The sequence below is a fragment of the Pseudomonas sp. JQ36 genome, from assembly GCF_053851495.1.
Genome location: NZ_CM132642.1, coordinates 4,552,505 through 4,569,294, shown reverse-complemented (window position 1 = coordinate 4,569,294; position 16,790 = coordinate 4,552,505). Strand labels below are relative to the sequence as shown.

The 16,790-nt window shown below is 61.2% G+C and carries 18 protein-coding genes and 1 pseudogene; 12 read left to right on the top strand and 7 right to left on the bottom strand.

All coding sequences use genetic code 11. From position 1 onward, the window contains the following. Window positions 1-3: 3 nt before the first annotated feature. Together lysA and lptM are read right to left on the bottom strand one after the other, a co-directional pair. Window positions 4-1,251 (bottom strand): diaminopimelate decarboxylase, encoded by a 1,248-nt coding sequence (gene lysA / locus ACS4NR_RS20655; RefSeq protein ID WP_456018211.1) that lies wholly within the window; start codon window positions 1,249-1,251, stop codon window positions 4-6. Between the two features lie 9 nt (window positions 1,252-1,260). After that, the gene (gene lptM / locus ACS4NR_RS20650) at window positions 1,261-1,434 is read right to left on the bottom strand and encodes an LPS translocon maturation chaperone LptM (RefSeq protein ID WP_007911098.1); all 174 of its coding nucleotides are present in this window, start codon (window positions 1,432-1,434) and stop codon (window positions 1,261-1,263) included. Between the two features lie 318 nt (window positions 1,435-1,752). Here lptM and cyaY point away from each other — a divergent pair, with 318 nt between their 5' ends. The 3 genes from cyaY to rnk all read left to right on the top strand — a co-directional run bounded on the left by cyaY (window position 1,753) and on the right by rnk (window position 2,997). Beyond that, window positions 1,753-2,085, top strand: coding sequence for an iron donor protein CyaY (gene cyaY, locus ACS4NR_RS20645; protein WP_047596732.1), 333 nt, complete (start codon window positions 1,753-1,755; stop codon window positions 2,083-2,085). 4 nt (window positions 2,086-2,089) lie between these two features. After that, a complete protein-coding gene (locus tag ACS4NR_RS20640) occupies window positions 2,090-2,308 on the top strand; it encodes a DUF1289 domain-containing protein (RefSeq protein ID WP_095137664.1) in 219 nt (72 codons plus the stop codon). 269 nt (window positions 2,309-2,577) lie between these two features. After that, window positions 2,578-2,997 carry a nucleoside diphosphate kinase regulator gene (rnk, locus tag ACS4NR_RS20635; RefSeq protein WP_003229397.1) on the top strand — a complete coding sequence of 140 codons (420 nt, stop codon included), beginning with the start codon at window positions 2,578-2,580 and terminating at the stop codon, window positions 2,995-2,997. Window positions 2,998-3,004: 7 nt separating this feature from the next. Here rnk and ACS4NR_RS20630 read toward each other — a convergent pair whose 3' ends face one another. The 3 genes from ACS4NR_RS20630 to ACS4NR_RS20620 form a co-directional block, all read right to left on the bottom strand. Further along, window positions 3,005-5,848: a class I adenylate cyclase gene (locus ACS4NR_RS20630; RefSeq protein ID WP_456018210.1), complete on the bottom strand. Its 2,844-nt coding sequence runs from the start codon at window positions 5,846-5,848 to the stop codon at window positions 3,005-3,007. A 184-nt stretch (window positions 5,849-6,032) separates the two neighbouring features. Continuing rightward, window positions 6,033-6,278 (bottom strand): TIGR02647 family protein, encoded by a 246-nt coding sequence (locus ACS4NR_RS20625; protein WP_095137662.1) that lies wholly within the window; start codon window positions 6,276-6,278, stop codon window positions 6,033-6,035. Window positions 6,279-6,537: 259 nt separating this feature from the next. Continuing rightward, complete coding sequence (locus tag ACS4NR_RS20620) at window positions 6,538-6,822, bottom strand: hypothetical protein (protein WP_443531865.1); 285 nt, start codon at window positions 6,820-6,822, stop codon at window positions 6,538-6,540. A 123-nt stretch (window positions 6,823-6,945) separates the two neighbouring features. Here ACS4NR_RS20620 and ACS4NR_RS20615 point away from each other — a divergent pair, with 123 nt between their 5' ends. Then, window positions 6,946-7,605 (top strand): glutathione S-transferase family protein, encoded by a 660-nt coding sequence (locus ACS4NR_RS20615; RefSeq protein WP_456018209.1) that lies wholly within the window; start codon window positions 6,946-6,948, stop codon window positions 7,603-7,605. Window positions 7,606-7,736: 131 nt separating this feature from the next. Here ACS4NR_RS20615 and argH read toward each other — a convergent pair whose 3' ends face one another. Next, complete coding sequence (gene argH / locus ACS4NR_RS20610; RefSeq protein ID WP_456018208.1) at window positions 7,737-9,131, bottom strand: argininosuccinate lyase; 1,395 nt, start codon at window positions 9,129-9,131, stop codon at window positions 7,737-7,739. Between the two features lie 335 nt (window positions 9,132-9,466). Here argH and ACS4NR_RS20605 point away from each other — a divergent pair. The 8 genes and pseudogenes from ACS4NR_RS20605 to rsd all read left to right on the top strand — a co-directional run. Next, a pseudogene (locus ACS4NR_RS20605) lies at window positions 9,467-9,607 on the top strand (sensor histidine kinase); the annotation flags it as partial. Next, window positions 9,604-10,350: a LytR/AlgR family response regulator transcription factor gene (locus ACS4NR_RS20600; RefSeq protein ID WP_003229385.1), complete on the top strand. Its 747-nt coding sequence runs from the start codon at window positions 9,604-9,606 to the stop codon at window positions 10,348-10,350. The pseudogene ACS4NR_RS20605 and the gene ACS4NR_RS20600, both read left to right, overlap by 4 nt. A 137-nt stretch (window positions 10,351-10,487) precedes the next feature. Then, window positions 10,488-11,429 carry a hydroxymethylbilane synthase gene (hemC, locus tag ACS4NR_RS20595; RefSeq protein ID WP_456018207.1) on the top strand — a complete coding sequence of 314 codons (942 nt, stop codon included), beginning with the start codon at window positions 10,488-10,490 and terminating at the stop codon, window positions 11,427-11,429. Further along, on the top strand, window positions 11,426-12,193 hold the full coding sequence (locus tag ACS4NR_RS20590) for a uroporphyrinogen-III synthase (protein WP_456018206.1): 768 nt from the start codon (window positions 11,426-11,428) through the stop codon (window positions 12,191-12,193). Before hemC ends, ACS4NR_RS20590 begins: the two co-directional genes overlap by 4 nt. A 16-nt stretch (window positions 12,194-12,209) precedes the next feature. Beyond that, window positions 12,210-13,352, top strand: a complete 1,143-nt coding sequence (locus tag ACS4NR_RS20585) for a uroporphyrinogen-III C-methyltransferase (RefSeq protein ID WP_443531868.1) — start codon at window positions 12,210-12,212, stop codon at window positions 13,350-13,352. Then, complete coding sequence (locus ACS4NR_RS20580) at window positions 13,349-14,587, top strand: heme biosynthesis HemY N-terminal domain-containing protein (RefSeq protein ID WP_456018205.1); 1,239 nt, start codon at window positions 13,349-13,351, stop codon at window positions 14,585-14,587. Before ACS4NR_RS20585 ends, ACS4NR_RS20580 begins: the two co-directional genes overlap by 4 nt. Before the next feature lie 218 nt (window positions 14,588-14,805). Next, window positions 14,806-15,357: a disulfide bond formation protein B gene (locus ACS4NR_RS20575; protein ID WP_098966221.1), complete on the top strand. Its 552-nt coding sequence runs from the start codon at window positions 14,806-14,808 to the stop codon at window positions 15,355-15,357. Window positions 15,358-15,543: 186 nt separating this feature from the next. Next, window positions 15,544-16,002, top strand: coding sequence for a sigma D regulator (gene rsd, locus ACS4NR_RS20570; protein WP_095137654.1), 459 nt, complete (start codon window positions 15,544-15,546; stop codon window positions 16,000-16,002). 78 nt (window positions 16,003-16,080) lie between these two features. On the opposite strand, the gene ACS4NR_RS20565 is transcribed toward rsd, so the two are convergent. Continuing rightward, the gene (locus ACS4NR_RS20565) at window positions 16,081-16,746 is read right to left on the bottom strand and encodes an FKBP-type peptidyl-prolyl cis-trans isomerase (RefSeq protein WP_456018204.1); all 666 of its coding nucleotides are present in this window, start codon (window positions 16,744-16,746) and stop codon (window positions 16,081-16,083) included. Window positions 16,747-16,790 lie beyond the last annotated feature (44 nt).

Genomic DNA, 16,790 nt, shown 5'->3' with positions numbered 1-16,790 from the left:
GGGTTACTCCGGCAGCAGGCTTTCGCCGGCAAACAGCTCGGCCACGGTTTCGCGGCGGCGCACTTCAAAAACCTGATCACCGTCTACCAACACTTCAGCGGCACGGCCACGGGTGTTGTAGTTGGAACTCATCACGAAGCCGTAGGCACCGGCCGAATGCACGGCCAGCAGGTCGCCTTCTTCCAGCGCCAGCTCACGATCCTTGGCGAGGAAGTCGCCGGTTTCGCAGATCGGGCCGACCACGTCGTACTGGCGTGCGGCGGTGTTGCGCGGCTTGACCGCAGTGACGTCCATCCAGGCCTGATAAAGCGCCGGGCGGATCAGGTCGTTCATCGCCGCGTCGACGATGGCGAAATCCTTGTGTTCGGTGTGCTTGAGGTACTCGACCTGGGTCAGCAACACGCCGGCGTTGGCGACGATGAAGCGGCCCGGTTCGAACACCAGCGCCAGGTCACGGCCGTCCAGACGCTCGCGCACGGCCTTGATGTAGTCGCCTGCCAGCGGCGGCTCTTCATCGCGATAACGCACGCCCAGGCCACCACCGAGATCGATGTGGCGCAGGTGGATGCCGCAATCGCCGAGGCGGTCGACCAGATCCAGCAGGCGGTCGAGGGCATCGAGGAACGGCGGCAGGGTGGTCAGTTGCGAGCCGATGTGGCAGTCGACACCGATCACTTCCAGGTTCGGCAGGTGCGCGGCACGCACGTACACGTCTTCGGCGTCGGCAATGGCGATGCCGAACTTGTTCTCTTTGAGACCGGTGGAAATGTATGGATGGGTGCCGGCGTCGACGTCCGGGTTCACGCGCAGCGAGACCGGTGCGCGAACACCCAGCTCGGCGGCGACCACTTGCAAGCGCTCGAGCTCGTCGGTGGATTCGACGTTGAAGCAGTGCACGCCGACTTCCAGCGCGCGACGCATGTCGTCACGGGTCTTGCCGACGCCGGAGAACACGATCTTGTCGGCGCTGCCGCCAGCGGCCAGCACACGCTCCAGCTCGCCACGGGAAACGATGTCGAAACCGGCGCCGAGACGGGCCAGGACATTCAGCACCCCGAGGTTGGAGTTGGCCTTGACTGCGTAGCAGACCAGGTGCGGCATGCCGGCCAGCGCGTCGGCGTACGCCAGATATTGAGCTTCGATGTGCGCACGCGAGTAGACATAGGTGGGCGTGCCGAAGCGGTCGGCGATGGCGGACAGCGCCACACCTTCCGCGAACAGCTCCCCGCCACGGTAGTTAAAAGCGTCCATGGCGATCCCTTATTGGTAAACGTCGTGCTTGTGTGCTTTGGACGGCTGCTTCTGCGAAGACTGGGCTTGCTCGGCCGGGTCCTGATCGTCATCCGGCAGGTACAGCGGGCCTTTTTGACCACAGGCCGAAACGAGGCAGGCAACCGCGACGAGCGCAGCAAGGGAAGAGATCAGGCGCTTCATGGCGAAATCCTTGAAAATGCGTTAATTGCGCCGGAGTATACCGGCCACCCGGCAGCTTGCCTATGTGATGGCCCTCCCGTCTGGCGGGGCTAGTTATAGGCGCACCAAGCCCTGTGGGAGCGGGCTTGCTCGCGAAAGCGGTGGTTCTGCAGGCAGAATTGCTGGATGTGCCGGCCTCTTCGCGAGCAAGCCCGCTCCCACCGGTACAGTGTTTACAGTGCTATTGAGGTGCTTGGTCGTTAATCTTTGCAATCGGCCGGCAGCGTCCGTATCTTGCGGCGCTTGAGCCTGATCAGAACATTTTTTGAGGTTGCCACAATGAGTTTGTCCGAAGCGCGTTTCCATGATCTGGTCGATGAAACCCAGGAAAAACTGGAAGACATCTTTGATGAAAGTGACCTGGATATCGACCTGGAAAGCTCGGCAGGTGTCTTGACCGTCAAGTTCGAAAACGGCTCGCAACTGATCTTCAGTCGTCAGGAACCCCTGCGTCAGCTGTGGCTGGCGGCGGTGTCCGGTGGTTTCCACTTCGACTACGACGAAGAGAGCGAACGCTGGATGTGCGACAAGAGCGAAGAGCAACTGGGCGAAATGCTCGAGCGCATCGTCAAGCAGCAGGCCGGCGTCGAATTCGACTTCGAAGGTCTGTGATTTCGTGACTGATACCGCTCCCGTCCGGCCTCCGAAGCCGCTCTACAGCAACGTCAGCCCGGCGGTGCCGTCGCCGTGCAGCGGCGTGTGCCGGCTGGATGAACAGAAGGTTTGCCTCGGCTGCTTCCGCCATGTCGAGGATATTCGCGAATGGCGTTCGGCCGATGATGAGCGGCGGCGGGTGATCGTCAGCCAAGCCCGACAACGCCGAACTCAGGCCTGACTCGGCCCTGTAGTGAGGGGATTTATCCCCGATGGGTTGCGCAGCGGCCCCAGGCTTTGAGACTGCTGCGCAGTCTATCGGGGATAAATCCCCTCACCACAACGTTTCCCTCAGGGCTGAGTGGGGGTTGCCGGGCGGTGACTTGTATATTTTTTGAGCTGTGATAGTGTCCGAGCACGCCTCAACCCATCGAGGCCTGGTGAAAACCCCGTCTTTTTTGGCGGGGTTTTGCTTTTTTTGTGTGCAGAAGAAAGGAGTCTGCCCGGATCATGACCGCACCTTCCATCACCCTTACCCGTCTGGACGTACAACGTCTGGAGCGCTTGATCGACAACCTGAATGAGAAAGACCAGGCTGCGCCGGGCGTGATCGCGCTGCAAACCGAACTGGACCGCGCCGATACACTGGTCGGCCACGATGAAGTGCCCGCTGATGTCGTGACGATGAATTCCCGCGTGCACTGCCGCGAAGAAGGCAGTGGCAAGGACTATCACCTGACGCTGGTCTATCCCAAGGATGCCAACGCCGACGAAGGCAAGATCTCGATCCTCGCGCCGGTCGGCAGCGCGTTGCTGGGCCTGAAAGTCGGTCAGCACATTGACTGGCCGGCTCCGGGTGGCAAGACCCTGAAACTGACCTTGCTGGAAGTCGAATCACAGCCTGCCAACGGCGGTGAATTCCGCGAGTGACCCCGCCTCAGACCTGTTCGAGCGCCTCGTTCAGGGCGCGCTCCAGGTCGGCCTTGTAGCGCAGATACAAATTGCTTGAACTCTGACCATCACCGAGCAGGCCCGAGAGGTCCAGGTCGGTGATGTAGCAGCGATAGCGCTCGGTCTCGCGGCGCTGTTCGACGATCTCCCGGGCGACCACGCGGAACAGCTGGTCGCCATGTTCCAGCTCGCTGAATTCCCGTTGATTGCAATACAAGGTGACTTGCACCTCGCCCGGTGCGGCTTTGCCGACGATCGCCTGAACGTCGTAGAACGGTTTGTTGACCGGTGTCTGCGGCGCCGGTCGTGCTTCGACCCGGCGCGCGCGCCCGGGGCCGGAAGGCAATAGCTGGTAATACAAGGTTTCGAGGCCGACCGCCGGGCTGCCATCCATTGGTAACAGCGCATCACGCCGATACTGGATCGATTGCAGGAAGCGCTGCAGCGGCACCAGCAGGCTCTGTTCGTCGTGATACGGCAAATGCTGTTGCCACAACGCGTTGAACTCATCCAGCACGTACAGTTCGGCCTGTTGTTCGCTGATCCGGTAAAACACCTGAATCGATTCGGGCTGACCCATCGGCAGGATCAGCGCGAGGTCGTGATCCTCCAGTGCCATCGGATCCAGGTGCAGCGGGCTGTAGCGCGGCTGTTCCTCGCCCAGATAATCGAGCAGCGCCGGCAGGGTGGCGAGGGCGACATGGTTGACCTGGCCCGGCACCAGCTCCAGCACGTGATAGTGCTGTTGCACCTGAATCAGGTAGCGGTGATTGAGCTCGCTGAGCAGCAGGGTTTGCGCCGTATCGATGACTTCCTCAACGCGGCGGGCAATGAACTGTGCACGGTTGTGGCAGAAGCAGCGCACCTTCAATGATGGCTGTTGCGGGCCGCGCGGCAGGTTGTTGAGATAGTCGCGCAGGCAATCGAGCAGTGCGTGGGGGCCATCGAAGCGGTTGACCAGCACTTCGTTCCAGCTGTTGAGCGTGACCTGATCGAGGGTCAGCACGAGGTTTTCGCGCACCCCGGCGTAACTCAGCGAGTCAGTACGCTCGGTGGTCATCAGGATGTTCAGGTCGCGGTGGTGCTTGAGCGGATCGACACCGACGTTGACCAGCATCAGCACTTCGCTCGGCACCGCAGCGCGCAGCAGTGGTTCTTCAGCGACGGTCGGCAGGGGCAGGGCGATGCACTGCTGCAGGCTGCCGAGCAGGTTGAACAACTCGAACTCGCTCATGTCACTGGTGCCGGGGTGCAGCGCCAGGCGCGTACTGCTGTCGATCACGCCGTTGCGATGGCACCAGGTCAGCAGTTCGAGCAGCTCGCGGCTGCGCTTGATTGGCGCGAAGTGCTCCCATTCCAGGGCATTCAGACTGCCGTTGTACAAGCCCCACTGGGTTTGCCCAGGCTCTTTTTTATTCGGTGATTGCACCAGCGTCAGGGTGTCTTCGGCCAGATCCGGGGCGATGCCGGGATTGATGAATTCGACCTTGTCGGCCTTGCGCTCGAACGCGGCGTACAGGCGACGACCGAGCACATTCAGGTCGCGCTTGTTGATCAGGCTGACGGTCTGTTCGGTGCGGGCGAACTGCGTCAGGAAGCGGTAGCTGTAATTCAGTTCATTGACCAGCGCGCGGCGTTCGGCGCTGACCTGGCGGACTTTCCACTGGCTGCGGCTGTCGAGCAAGGCCAGTTGCCGCTGATCCCAATGCCATTCGTGCGCCAGGCGTTCCAGCAGCGAGCGCTGCCAGCTCTGGGTGCGGCTGTTGCCGGTGAGCTTGCGGTTGACCTTGAGGTACAGCGCGCGTCGCACCAGCTCCAGCCGTTCAGGTTCGTTGCGGGCGCTGAGGTATTCCTCGATGCGTCGGTACACGACCATGTACGGATCCAGCTCATCCAGATCCAGCTGATTGGCGAACACGGCCCGCTTGTAGCGCAGGCTCAGACACTGCACGTTCGGGTGTTCGCTGGCGTAAACCTCGGTCAGCAACAGCTTGAGCACCGACTTGTAGGGCGACTCGATGCCCTTGAACAACTGCCACAGGCCGGCGCCGATGAACTCGCCCGGCGGAATCGTTGCCAAGTGGCCAAGGTCGAGAGTTTCGTCGGCGCGAATGAAGCGCTTTGACAGCAGAGTGTGGGTATACAGGTCGTAAGCGCTTTCTTCGTAGACCGGCACCAGCCACCAGATCGGCGTGCGCCCGGCCAGCCAGATTGCCGTGCGATAAAACTCGTCCAGCAGCAGATAGTGCTGCGTGCTGCCGCAGTTTTCGGAGCTGAGCTGGGTGTCGCGTTCGCCTTTGACGAAACGCACCGGGTCGATCAGAAAGAAATGCGCCTCGGCGCCTTGGGTCGCGGCCCAGGTTTCGAGGAGCTGGCATTTTTTGCGCAGCTCGGCGAGTTCGTTGTCGCTCAGGTCCGGCGCATGGCAGACCCACACATCCATGTCGCTCTGATCGGCCTGAGCCAGGGTGCCGAGGCTGCCCATCAGGAACAGACCGTGAATCGGTCGTGGCGGGTTGCTGCCGTGGCGCGGCTTGTAGGAAAACGAGCGAGTCAGGCGCTGTGCTTCGGCGAGGGCGGTGGCGTCCGGTTCATAGTTGGACAGCCCGGCTGGCGTGCTGCCGGAAACATAACCCGGCAACAGCGGGTGATTGACGTGGAAGAACAGCGGCAGCAGGGTCAGTACGCTTTGCTGGCGTGTCGACAACCCTTCAAGGGCACGCCCGAGGCGACCTTCATTGAGTTTGAGAAAGCGCGCGCGCAACTGGCTGAGCACCTTGCGGTCGATGCCTTCGTCCAGATCGGGGCGGATTTCATGGGTGCGCGTCATGTCAGCTCAAACCGGCTCGCAGGCTCGGACGAAGAGGGTCTCGGAATGGGAGGCAGTTTAGCCTCTGCGCAGCGGGACTTTTAAGCTGAATTTGTTTTTTGACGTCAGATTTTTAGCGGAGAGCGATCAGGTGGGCCCGCGGAAATCCCGTGGCAGGAGTTCCCGTGGGCAAGGACGGGAATAATCAGGCTGTTTCTTGCTCTTTCAGAATGGTCAGCACGGTCTGCACATTTTGTGCAGCATCGCGACCGAGGCTGGTCAGATACCCGCCATCTGGCTGGTCGGTGAGTTCTTTTTCGAAGAGGCGTTTGGCAGCGGCAATGTGTTTCGGGGCAGCGGTCTGATGAATTTTCAAACCTTCCTGGGAACTGTCCAGGGGAAAGAGTGCGAGGACTTCCAGTTCGGCAACCAACTCAGGGGTAAGCGACATAAGGACTCCAGACTTTCTAGGAATTGGACGACAGCGTCCCTAAGGTGAACCCGCTTTTGCGGCATGTCCAGTGCTCAGATCAGGGATTTTGTCTTGAGGCGGATTCCAGTGTAGTCGGGGCCGGAGAGATGGCTGGATGGATACGTTACAAACCTTGTGGGAGCGGGCTTGCTCGCGAAGGCGTTGGGTCAGTCGCCCTGTTCGTCGATTGATCCACCGCCTTCGCGAGCAAGCCCGCTCCCACAGGGGAAATGTGCAGTTACTGCTTTTCGGGTGGTAACTCGGGCAGTGCACGCAGTGCGGTTTCATACCACTCGGTATCGAACGGGCGGTCTTCATCGAGCATCGCGTCAATCTCGTAAGCCAGCACATGCGCCATCAGGTTGAGGATTTCTTCGCGCTCAACACCCACCAGGGTCAACTTGTTGAACGTCGCTTTGGCCGCTGGCGGGTTGTCGCTTTCGATCTGGTTCTCGATGGCTTCGATCAACGTCGCCTCGGTGAACTCTTCTTCGTCGTTGTCGATGTCTGTCGGCTCGCTCATGGCAGGCTCCTCATGGAAAGGCGCCAGTTTACCCGCATTCAGCGGGGTGATGCTGCTGGCAGGATCGTGACGGGCGATCTATAAACAGTGCCTGCCCACCCCGCACGGCCTGGAGGCTATGTGATGTTCAAGCTCTACGGATTCTCAGTCAGCAACTACTACAACATGGTCAAACTGGCGCTGCTGGAAAAAGGCCTGCCGTTCGAAGAGGTCACGTTCTATCCGGCGCAGACACCGGAATCTCTGGCCATCAGCCCGCGCGGCAAGGTCCCGGTGCTCGGCGTAGACGCCGGTTTCATCAACGAAACCGCGATCATCCTCGAATACCTCGAACAGACCCAGAAGGGCACGCCGCTGCTGCCGAGCGATCCGTTCGAGCGCGCGCAGGTGTTGGCGATTGCCAAGGAAATCGAGCTGTACATCGAACTGCCGGGCCGCGCCTGCTATGGCGAGGCGTTCTTCGGCTCACCGGTGCCGGAGGCGATCAAGGAGAAAACCAAAGCCGAGCTGCTGCTGGGATTCGCGGCGCTGGGTCGACACGGCAAATTCGCCCCGTACGTGGCGGGCGACAGCCTGAGCATTGCGGATTTGTATTTTCTCTACAGTGTGCCGCTGGCCTGTGCGGTCGGGCAGAAGTTGTTCGGGATCGATTGGCTGGCAGAGATGCCGAAGGCCAAGGCGCTGCTGGAGCGGCTTGAGCAGAATCCGCATGTGCAGAAGATTGCGGCGGACAAAGAATTAGCGATGCCGGCGTTTTTGGCGATGATCGCTGCCAAGAAGTGAGTTTTTTGGCGTTCTGAAGGCCGCATTCGCGAGCAAGCCCGCTCCCACAGGAAATTTTTGTTGGTCACACAATGTTGTGTTCAACATCAATCCAAATGTGGGAGCGGGCTTGCTCGCGAAGCTTTTGAGCTTTAGCGGCTGGCGATGAGGGCCTGACCGCGAACCACGGCTGCCTTGACCTGCGCTGGCGCAGTCCCGCCGATATGGTCACGGGCATTCACCGAGCCTTCCAGGGTTAGCACGGCGAACACGTCCTGCTCGATCTGGTCGCTGAACTGACGCAGTTCCTCCAGGCTCATCTCGGCCAGATCCTTGCCAGTGTCTACGCCATATTTCACCGCGTGACCGACGATTTCGTGGCAGTCACGGAACGGCAGGCCACGGCGTACCAGGTAGTCCGCCAGATCGGTAGCGGTGGAGAAACCACGCAGCGCCGCTTCACGCATGATCGCGTGTTTCGGCTTGATCGCCGGGATCATGTCGGCAAACGCGCGCAGCGAATCGCGCAGGGTGTCGGCGGCGTCGAACAGCGGCTCCTTGTCTTCCTGGTTGTCCTTGTTGTAGGCCAGAGGCTGGCCTTTCATCAGGGTCAGCAGGCCCATCAGTGCGCCGAACACGCGGCCGGTCTTGCCGCGTACCAGCTCCGGCACGTCCGGGTTTTTCTTTTGCGGCATGATCGAGCTGCCGGTGCAGAACCGATCCGGCAGATCGATGAACTGGAACTGCGCGCTGGTCCACAGCACCAGCTCTTCGGAGAAGCGCGACAGGTGCATCATCGCGATGCTCGCGGCCGAGCAGAATTCGATGGCGAAATCGCGATCGGAAACGTTGTCCAGCGAGTTGCCGCCCACGGCGTCGAAGCCCAGCAGTTGCGCGGTGTATTCGCGGTCGATCGGATAGGTGGTGCCGGCCAGCGCGGCGCTGCCCAGCGGCATGCGGTTGGTGCGCTTGCGGCAGTCGACCAGACGCTCGTAGTCGCGGCTGAGCATTTCGAACCACGCCAGCATGTGGTGGCCGAAGGTCACCGGTTGTGCGGTCTGCAGGTGAGTAAAGCCGGGCATGATGCTCTCGGCTTCGCGCTCGGCTTGCTCCAGCAGGCCTTTTTGCAGGCGGGTGATCTCGGCCAGGATCAAGTCGATCTCGTCGCGCAGCCACAGACGGATGTCGGTGGCGACCTGATCGTTACGGCTGCGCCCGGTGTGCAGTTTCTTGCCAGTGATGCCGATGCGATCGGTCAGGCGCGCTTCGATGTTCATGTGCACGTCTTCGAGGTCGACGCGCCAGTCGAACTGGCCGGCCTCGATTTCGCCCTGAATGGTCTTCAGGCCGTCGATGATGCTGTCGCGCTCGGCATCGGTCAGCACGCCGACCTTGGCCAGCATGGTGGCGTGGGCGATCGAGCCCATGATGTCGTGGCGATACAGGCGCTGGTCGAAGGTGACGGAGGCGGTGAAGCGGGCGACGAAGGCGTCGACGGGTTCACTGAAGCGGCCGCCCCAGGACTGATTGGTCTTGTCAGTGCTCATGAATTCGCTCGTATCGGCTTGAAGAAAGAAGGCGTGAAACGCTGGCGCGGATAATAACAGGGTTGCCAATCCTGTCGCTGACACCGGTCGATACGTTTTTTTCTCATGTGCTCATTCATAGTCGGCGCCGTCTGCAGCGGATTTGCGCAAGGATATTTTTCGATTGAGCAATATCGGCCCGGCAAGCGTCTACAGTTGGACATAAGGGTCGGCGCGACTGCGGATCGCACAAAGGTCCGGACGCCGACTATAAGAAGAGGGGGCGGGTGGATTTGTCCTTTGGCATACCCCGTGAAAAACGCAGGAAACAGCGGGCTTTGAGCAGTACGACCCGGACACTGGCAAATATTGCTGGCCGACGTACGGCACTTTTTGGCGCTCGGGCTAGTCTTAGCGTGGATCGCGGTGACGGACGTCACTTCACCTGTCTACGCTATCCTTGTGCGAGACTCACGCAGGAATCCAGCGCAATATGAATGTCCTGATCGTTGATGACGAACCACTGGCTCGCGAGCGCCTAAGCCGAATGGTAAGCGAGCTCGAGGGTTATACAGTCCTGGAGCCCAGCGCCACGAATGGCGAAGAGGCGTTGGCGCTGATCGACAGCCACAAGCCGGATATCGTGCTGCTCGATATCCGTATGCCAGGCCTCGATGGCCTGCAGGTCGCTGCCCGTCTGTGCGAGCGCGAAACGCCACCGGCCGTGGTGTTTTGCACCGGCCCCGATGAATTTGCCGTGGAAGCCCTGCAGGCCAGCGCCGTGGGCTATGTGGTGAAACCCGTGCGAACCGAACATCTGCATGACGCCCTGAAACGGGCTGAACGTCCCAACCGGGCCCAACTCTCGGCCCTGACCCGTCCCGCCGCCGAAAGCGGTAATGGCCCGCGCAGTCACATCAGCGCCCGCACCCGCAAAGGCATCGAGCTGATCCCGCTGGATCAGGTGGTCTATTTCATTGCCGATCACAAGTACGTGACCTTGCGCCATGAGAGCGGTGAAGTGCTGCTGGACGAGCCGCTGAAAGCCCTCGAAGACGAATTCGGCGAGCGTTTCGTGCGCATCCACCGCAACGCGCTGGTCGCCCGCGACCGCATCGAGCGTCTGCAACGCACACCGCTGGGGCATTTTCAGCTGTTCCTCAAAGGCCTCAATGGTGATGCGCTGATCGTCAGCCGTCGGCATGTGGCCGGTGTGCGCAAGATGATGCAGGGCCTCTGAATCGGCCTTCGCGCACAGTTTCACTTTCTTCTACCGGGCATTGCAGGCCAGGGAGGCCACGCCGTTTCTGATTCAAGTCAAAGTGGATTTGGCTGAGCTGTTATTATCCGCCGTATCTATTCAGTACGGATTGATCCATGTCCTCTCGCGAAATCCGCATCGCCACCCGTAAAAGTGCGCTGGCCCTCTGGCAGGCCGAATACGTCAAATCCCGTCTGGAAGCGGCCCATCCGGGTCTGCTGGTGACGTTGGTGCCCATGGTCAGTCGCGGCGACAAGCTGCTCGACTCGCCGCTGTCGAAAATCGGCGGCAAGGGTCTGTTCGTCAAGGAACTGGAAACCGCGCTGCTGGAAAACGAAGCCGACATTGCCGTGCATTCGATGAAAGACGTGCCGATGGACTTCCCCGAAGGTCTTGGCCTGTTCTGTATCTGCGAACGCGAAGACCCGCGCGATGCTTTCGTTTCCAATACTTATGCCAGCCTCGATGCGCTGCCTGCCGGCGCCATCGTTGGCACCTCCAGCCTGCGGCGTCAGGCGCAACTGTTGACCCGTCGTCCTGATCTGGAAATCCGCTTCCTGCGCGGCAACGTCAATACTCGCCTGGCAAAGCTCGATGCCGGTGAGTACGACGCGATCATCCTCGCGGCGGCCGGCCTGATCCGCCTCGGTTTCGAAGAGCGCATCACTTCTGCGATCAGCGTCGACGACAGTCTGCCGGCCGGTGGCCAGGGCGCTGTCGGCATCGAATGCCGCAGTGCCGACACGCAAATCCACGCCTTGCTCGCGCCGTTGCACCACGCCGATACCGCTTCGCGCGTGACCGCTGAACGTGCCCTCAACAAACACTTGAATGGCGGCTGCCAGGTGCCGATCGCCTGCTACGCCGTGCTCGAAGGTGAACAGCTATGGTTGCGTGGTCTGGTGGGCGAGCCGAGCGGTGGCAAGCTGCTCAGCGCCGAAGCGCGTGCGCCGCGTGCCAATGCCGAAGCGTTGGGCGTGCAGGTCGCTGAAGCCTTGCTCGCACAGGGTGCCGACGACATTCTCAAAGCGGTGTATGGCGAGGCAGGTCACGAGTGACTGGCTGGCGCCTGCTGTTGACGCGCCCTGCGGATGACTGCGCGGCGCTGGCCGAGGTATTGGCCGGGCAGGGGATTTTCAGCAGTTGCCTGCCGCTTCTGGACATCGTGCCGCTGCCGGTCTCTGAGAAAATACGTCAGGCGCTGAAGCAGCTTTCGGGTTGCAGCGCGGTCATCGTGGTCAGCAAGCCGGCGGCGCGGATTGCGCTTGATCTGCTGGACGCTCATGGGCTTCAGTCGCTGTCGATGCCGTGGTTCAGCGTCGGTGCGGCGACCGCGCAGATTCTTCGCGATTACGGTCTCGACGTACACTTTCCCGCCGACGGCGATGACAGTGAAGCCCTGCTGCAATTGCCGCGTCTGCGCGAGGCGGTCACAAGGGCCGACGCGCAGGTGCTGATCCTGCGTGGCGAGGGTGGTCGCGAGCTACTCGCCGAGCGCCTGCGCGCGCTTGGTGCTAGTGTCGAGTATCTGGAGTTGTATCGGCGTGACCTGCCGGCCTACCCGCCGCAAGAGCTGCCCCGGCGCATCGCAGCGGAACGCTTGAACGGGCTGGTGGTCAGCAGTGGACAGGGTTTCGAGCACTTGCGCCAGATGGCCGGCGATGCCTGGCCGTCAATTGCGCAGTTGCCGTTGTTTGTGCCAAGCCCAAGGGTCGCCGAGCTGGCACGTGCCGCCGGGGCCCGAACAGTTGTGGATTGCCGCGGCGCGAGTGCCGCGGCTTTGCTGACGGCGTTACGGGAGCATCCCGTGCCCGTTCTCTAATGCAAAGGATGGATACGTGAGCGAAACAGCCTTGCCTAAAGATGATGTCCAGCCTGTGATCGATGCCCAGGTTGAAACTCCACCGCCGGCCAAAGAGCCGCGCCGAGGCAACGGACTGGCCATTGTCGCCCTGTTGCTCGGCGCTGCCGGCGTGGCGATCGGTGGCTGGGGTGTCTGGCAGGTGCGTCACCTGCAGACCAACACCGCACAACAGTCAGGCCAGGTGCAGGCACTGAACGATCAGGCGCAGAGCCTCAAGCTCAACGAACAGCGCCTGACCGAGCGCCTCGCGCAATTGCCCGGTGCCGACGAACTTGCCGAGCGCCAGCGTCTGGTGACGCAACTGCAAGGTGATCAGCAGCGCCTCAATCAACGTCTGGAAACCGTTCTCGGCGCCAGCCGCAAGGACTGGCGTCTGGCCGAGGCCGAGCATCTGCTGCGTCTGGCCAGCCTGCGTCTGTCGGCCTTGCAGGACATCAGCAGCGCCCAGGCGCTGGTGCAGGGTGCCGACGAAATTCTGCGTGAACAGAACGATCCCGGCTCGTTCGCCGCCCGTGAGCAAGTGGCGAAAACCCTCGTCGCCCTGCGCAGCACCGAGCAGCCGGATCGCACCGGTTTGTTCCTGCGCATTGGTGCCTTGCGTGATCAGGTCATCGAACTGACCGAGCTGGCGCCGGAGTACAAGGATCGCGGCGAATCGCTGCTGGGTCTTACCGCTGACGGCGATGGCGCCAGTCGCTGGGCGCAGTGGTGGGACCAGGTGTCGCGCTACATCCGCATCGATTTCAATGCCGACAAGAACGTGAAGCCACTGCTGGCCGGGCAAAGTCTGAGCCAGGTGCGCCTGGCCCTGAGCCTCGCACTGGAGCAGGCGCAATGGGCGGCGCTCAATGGCCAGGCACCGGTCTACACCCAGGCACTGACCGAAGCGCGGGATGTGCTCACGGGCAATTTCAACCCGGACAATCCGCAGAGCAAAATCATGCTCGAACAGGTTGTCGAGTTGAGCAAGCAACCGGTCACGGTCAAGACGCCGGACCTGACCGGCACGCTGAGTGCGGTGCAGGCTTATCTGGAGCGACGTAACGTCAACGCTGAGGAGTCGGTCAAACCGTTCGCCAAACCTGCCGCCAACACCGCGCAGGAGGCCACGCCATGAAACGCCTGTATGTGATCGTGTTTCTGGTGATCGCGGCGACGGCGGCGCTGGGCCTGGCAATTGCCCAGCACTCGGGTTACGTGCTGATTGCCTACAAGAGCTTTCGCTATGAATCGAGTCTGTGGGCGACACTGGCGGTAATTGCGGTGTTGTGGCTGCTGATCTGGGGCATCAAGGCCTTGGTCGAGCTGGTCATGACCTCTAGTGGCGTGGTCAACCCGTGGTCGCGGCGCAACCGCAGCCGTCGGGTGCAAGTGGCGATCGAACACGGTCAGCTGGATCTGGCCGAAGGTCGCTGGGCCAGCGCGCAACGCCACCTGTATCGCGCCGCCGAAGCCGAGCGCCAGCCGCTGTTGTATTACCTCGGCGCGGCACGCGCGGCCAACGAACAAGGCAAGTACGAAGAGTGTGATCACCTGCTTGAGCGTGCGCTGGAGCGCCAGCCGCAGGCCGAGTTGGCGATTGCCTTGAGTCATGCGCAGTTGCAGACCGATCGTGGTGACACCGACGGCGCTCTGGTGACCCTGCAGGCGATGCACGAACGGCATCCGCATAACGTGCAGACCCTGCGTCAGTTGCAGCGTCTGCATCAGCAGCGCGGCGATTGGTCGGCGGTGATTCGCCTGTTGCCGGAGCTGCGCAAGGACAAGGCTTTGCCTGCGGCCGAACTGGCTGAACTGGAGCGGCGTGCCTGGGGCAACAACCTGTCTCTGGCAGCGCACCGTGACGAGGACGGCAAGGTCGGTCTGCAGTCACTCACCCGTGCCTGGGAGCAGCTGACTTCTGCGCAGCGTCAGGAGCCGGCGCTGGTGCTGGCATACGCCGAGCAACTGCGTCAGTTGGGTGCTCAGGTCGAAGCTGAAGAAATCCTGCGCAGTGCCCTCAAGCGCAAGTACGACAGCCATCTCGCGCGTCTTTATGGCCTGGTGCGCGGCAGCGATCCGGCGCGCCAGTTGCAGACCGCCGAAGGTTGGCTCAAGGAACATCCTGCTGACCCGAGCTTGTTGCTGACCCTTGGTCGTCTCTGTCTGCAAGCCAGCTTGTGGGGCAAGGCACGGGATTACCTGGAAAGCAGTCTGCGAGTGCAGCGTAACCCTGAAGCCTGCGCCGAGCTGGCGCGTCTGCTTGCGCAACTGGGTGACACCGAGCGCAGTAACCAGCTGTTCCAGGAAGGTCTCGGATTGCTGGATGAACGTCTGCTGGCCGCGCCGTTGCCGGTGCCGGTTCACGCCTGATAACGCGAGGGAGCATGCTCCCTCGTTAACGTTCAGTGAGCGAAAAATTACCTGTGGCGGGCGTCTTGGGCAAAGTCCTACAACGGACTACACCTATTCCTCTCGCACCTGTCGGGTTTTCCCTACACTTCTGGTGAACTGTCGCCAATGCCCCGCCTTGAAAGGCTGACAAGCTTTCCTCTACCGTAACTGCCTGTCTCCACTGTTACGGAAAAGCCATGTCGTTGGCCTGTTCACGCTCCTTGTTTTTCACGGCTTTCACTGCAGGGGCCATGGCCCTGGGAGCTTCCTATTATCTCGAATATGCGGTCGGGCTGACGCCCTGCAGCCTGTGCCTGGCGCAAAGGTTTTTCATGGCGTTGCTGACGTTCTGTTGCGGGTTGGCGGCGGTCCACGGCCCACGGCGTGTCGGCCTGTCGCTGTACTGGGTCGCCGCGCTTGGCCTGAGCCTGGGCGGGACTACGGCGGCCTGGCGACAGGTGTTGTTGCAGAGTGACCCATTGATGCAGATGACGCGTTGCGCGCCTGATGCCGAAGCGTTGTTCAGCAACCTGCCGTGGTTGTGTGCAACGTTGCGAATGCTTAGGGGCGGTGTAGATTGCGCAGAAATTTCCTGGACGCTGTTCGATTTGAGCATCCCGGAATGGAGCCTGCTGTTCTTTGTGGCGATGTCGATCCTGGCGGTCTATCAATTGCTGCGGCTGGTCTGGAGCGCTCTGCAGCGACCGCTCAGCGGCGAAGCGTCGCACCACACGCTGGTCAGGGATTAAACACTTGTATGAACTTTATCTCCTGCGTACCTTGAAGCCATAGGCGTGCGGGCATAATCTGGCCCGCACGTGTCATTGGATTTATGTTGCTCGATGACGCTCTGCCCGGTCGGCCTCCAAGCGATAACAGCCAGAAGAGGGGCGCGGGTGTAGAGCAGCATGACCCACAAGGGAAGAGAGATCGCCATGCTCGAAAGTTGTCAGAATGCTCAGGAACGCTGGGGTGGAGTTCATCTGCTGATCGACCGCTGGTTGCAAGAGCGTGAAGAACTGATCGGTGCCTACGACAAGTTGGGTGACAAACCACAGGCTCTGTCCGAGAACCGTAAACCCTTGCTGGAGTTCTGCGGCGTGCTGGTCGATTACGTTTCGGCCGGGCACTTCGAGATCTACGAACAACTGACCGGCGAAGCCAAGGCGTTCGGTGACACGCGCGGTCTGGAACTGGCCGAAACGCTCTACCCGCGCATCGACGTCATCACCGAAAAACTCCTCGCGTTCAACGACCTTTGCGATGAAGGCAAATGCGTCGCCGAGAAGTTCAAGGAGCTGGGTGGCCTGCTGCACGAACGCTTCGAACTGGAAGACTGCCTGATCGAAGTGCTGCACACGGCACACAAGCAGGAAGATCCGGTTCAGGCCTGACAGGTTTCTCGCAGGTTTAAAAAAACGCGGTGCGCCGAAAGCGCTCCGCGTTTTTTTGTGCCTGCGAATCGGCTGCGATCAGCTTGTTGCACCGCGCAACTCGACCTCAAACACCAGCGGGGTAAACGGCGCGATCAGATCTCCAGCCCCGTCGGCGCCATAGGCTTGATCCGATGGAATCACCAGTCGCCACTTCGCGCCAACCGGCATGTTCTGCAGTGCGGTACGCCAGCCGGCAATCACGCTGTCGAGGCTGAACCATTGTGGCACCGTGTTCTGGTCGAACACGGTGCCGTCCGGTAGGCGACCGACATACAGCACCTGCACTTTCCCATCCGGGCCGGCCTTGGCACCAGCGCCCGGTGTCAGCTCGGTCAGCAGGATGCCGTCGGCCAGTTCCTTAACGCCCGGTTTGGCTTTTTCGGCGGTGAGAAAACGCTGTTCGTTTTCCATCGCGGCATCGCTCGAAGGCCGCGAAGCGTGTTCGGCGTTCTGCGATTCATGATCGGCGAGGATCTGCTCGATCCGCGCTTCGCTCAGAGCCAGCGGCTTGCCTTGATAGGCCTGCTGCAAACCGTCGACCAATGCCTGAATCTGCAATTGCGGCACCTCTTGGCGCAGCCGCTCACCGAGGCTGGCGCCGAGGCTGTAGGCCAGATCGTGAGCGTCGTTCGCGGTGGTTTTTTCCTCGGCGTGGGCGGCGGAAAAAATCATCCAGAGGGATAAAAAAAGGTAGCGCGACATGGGCACTCTCCGTCCTGAGATGCGGGCGATTATGCCAGCGCGAA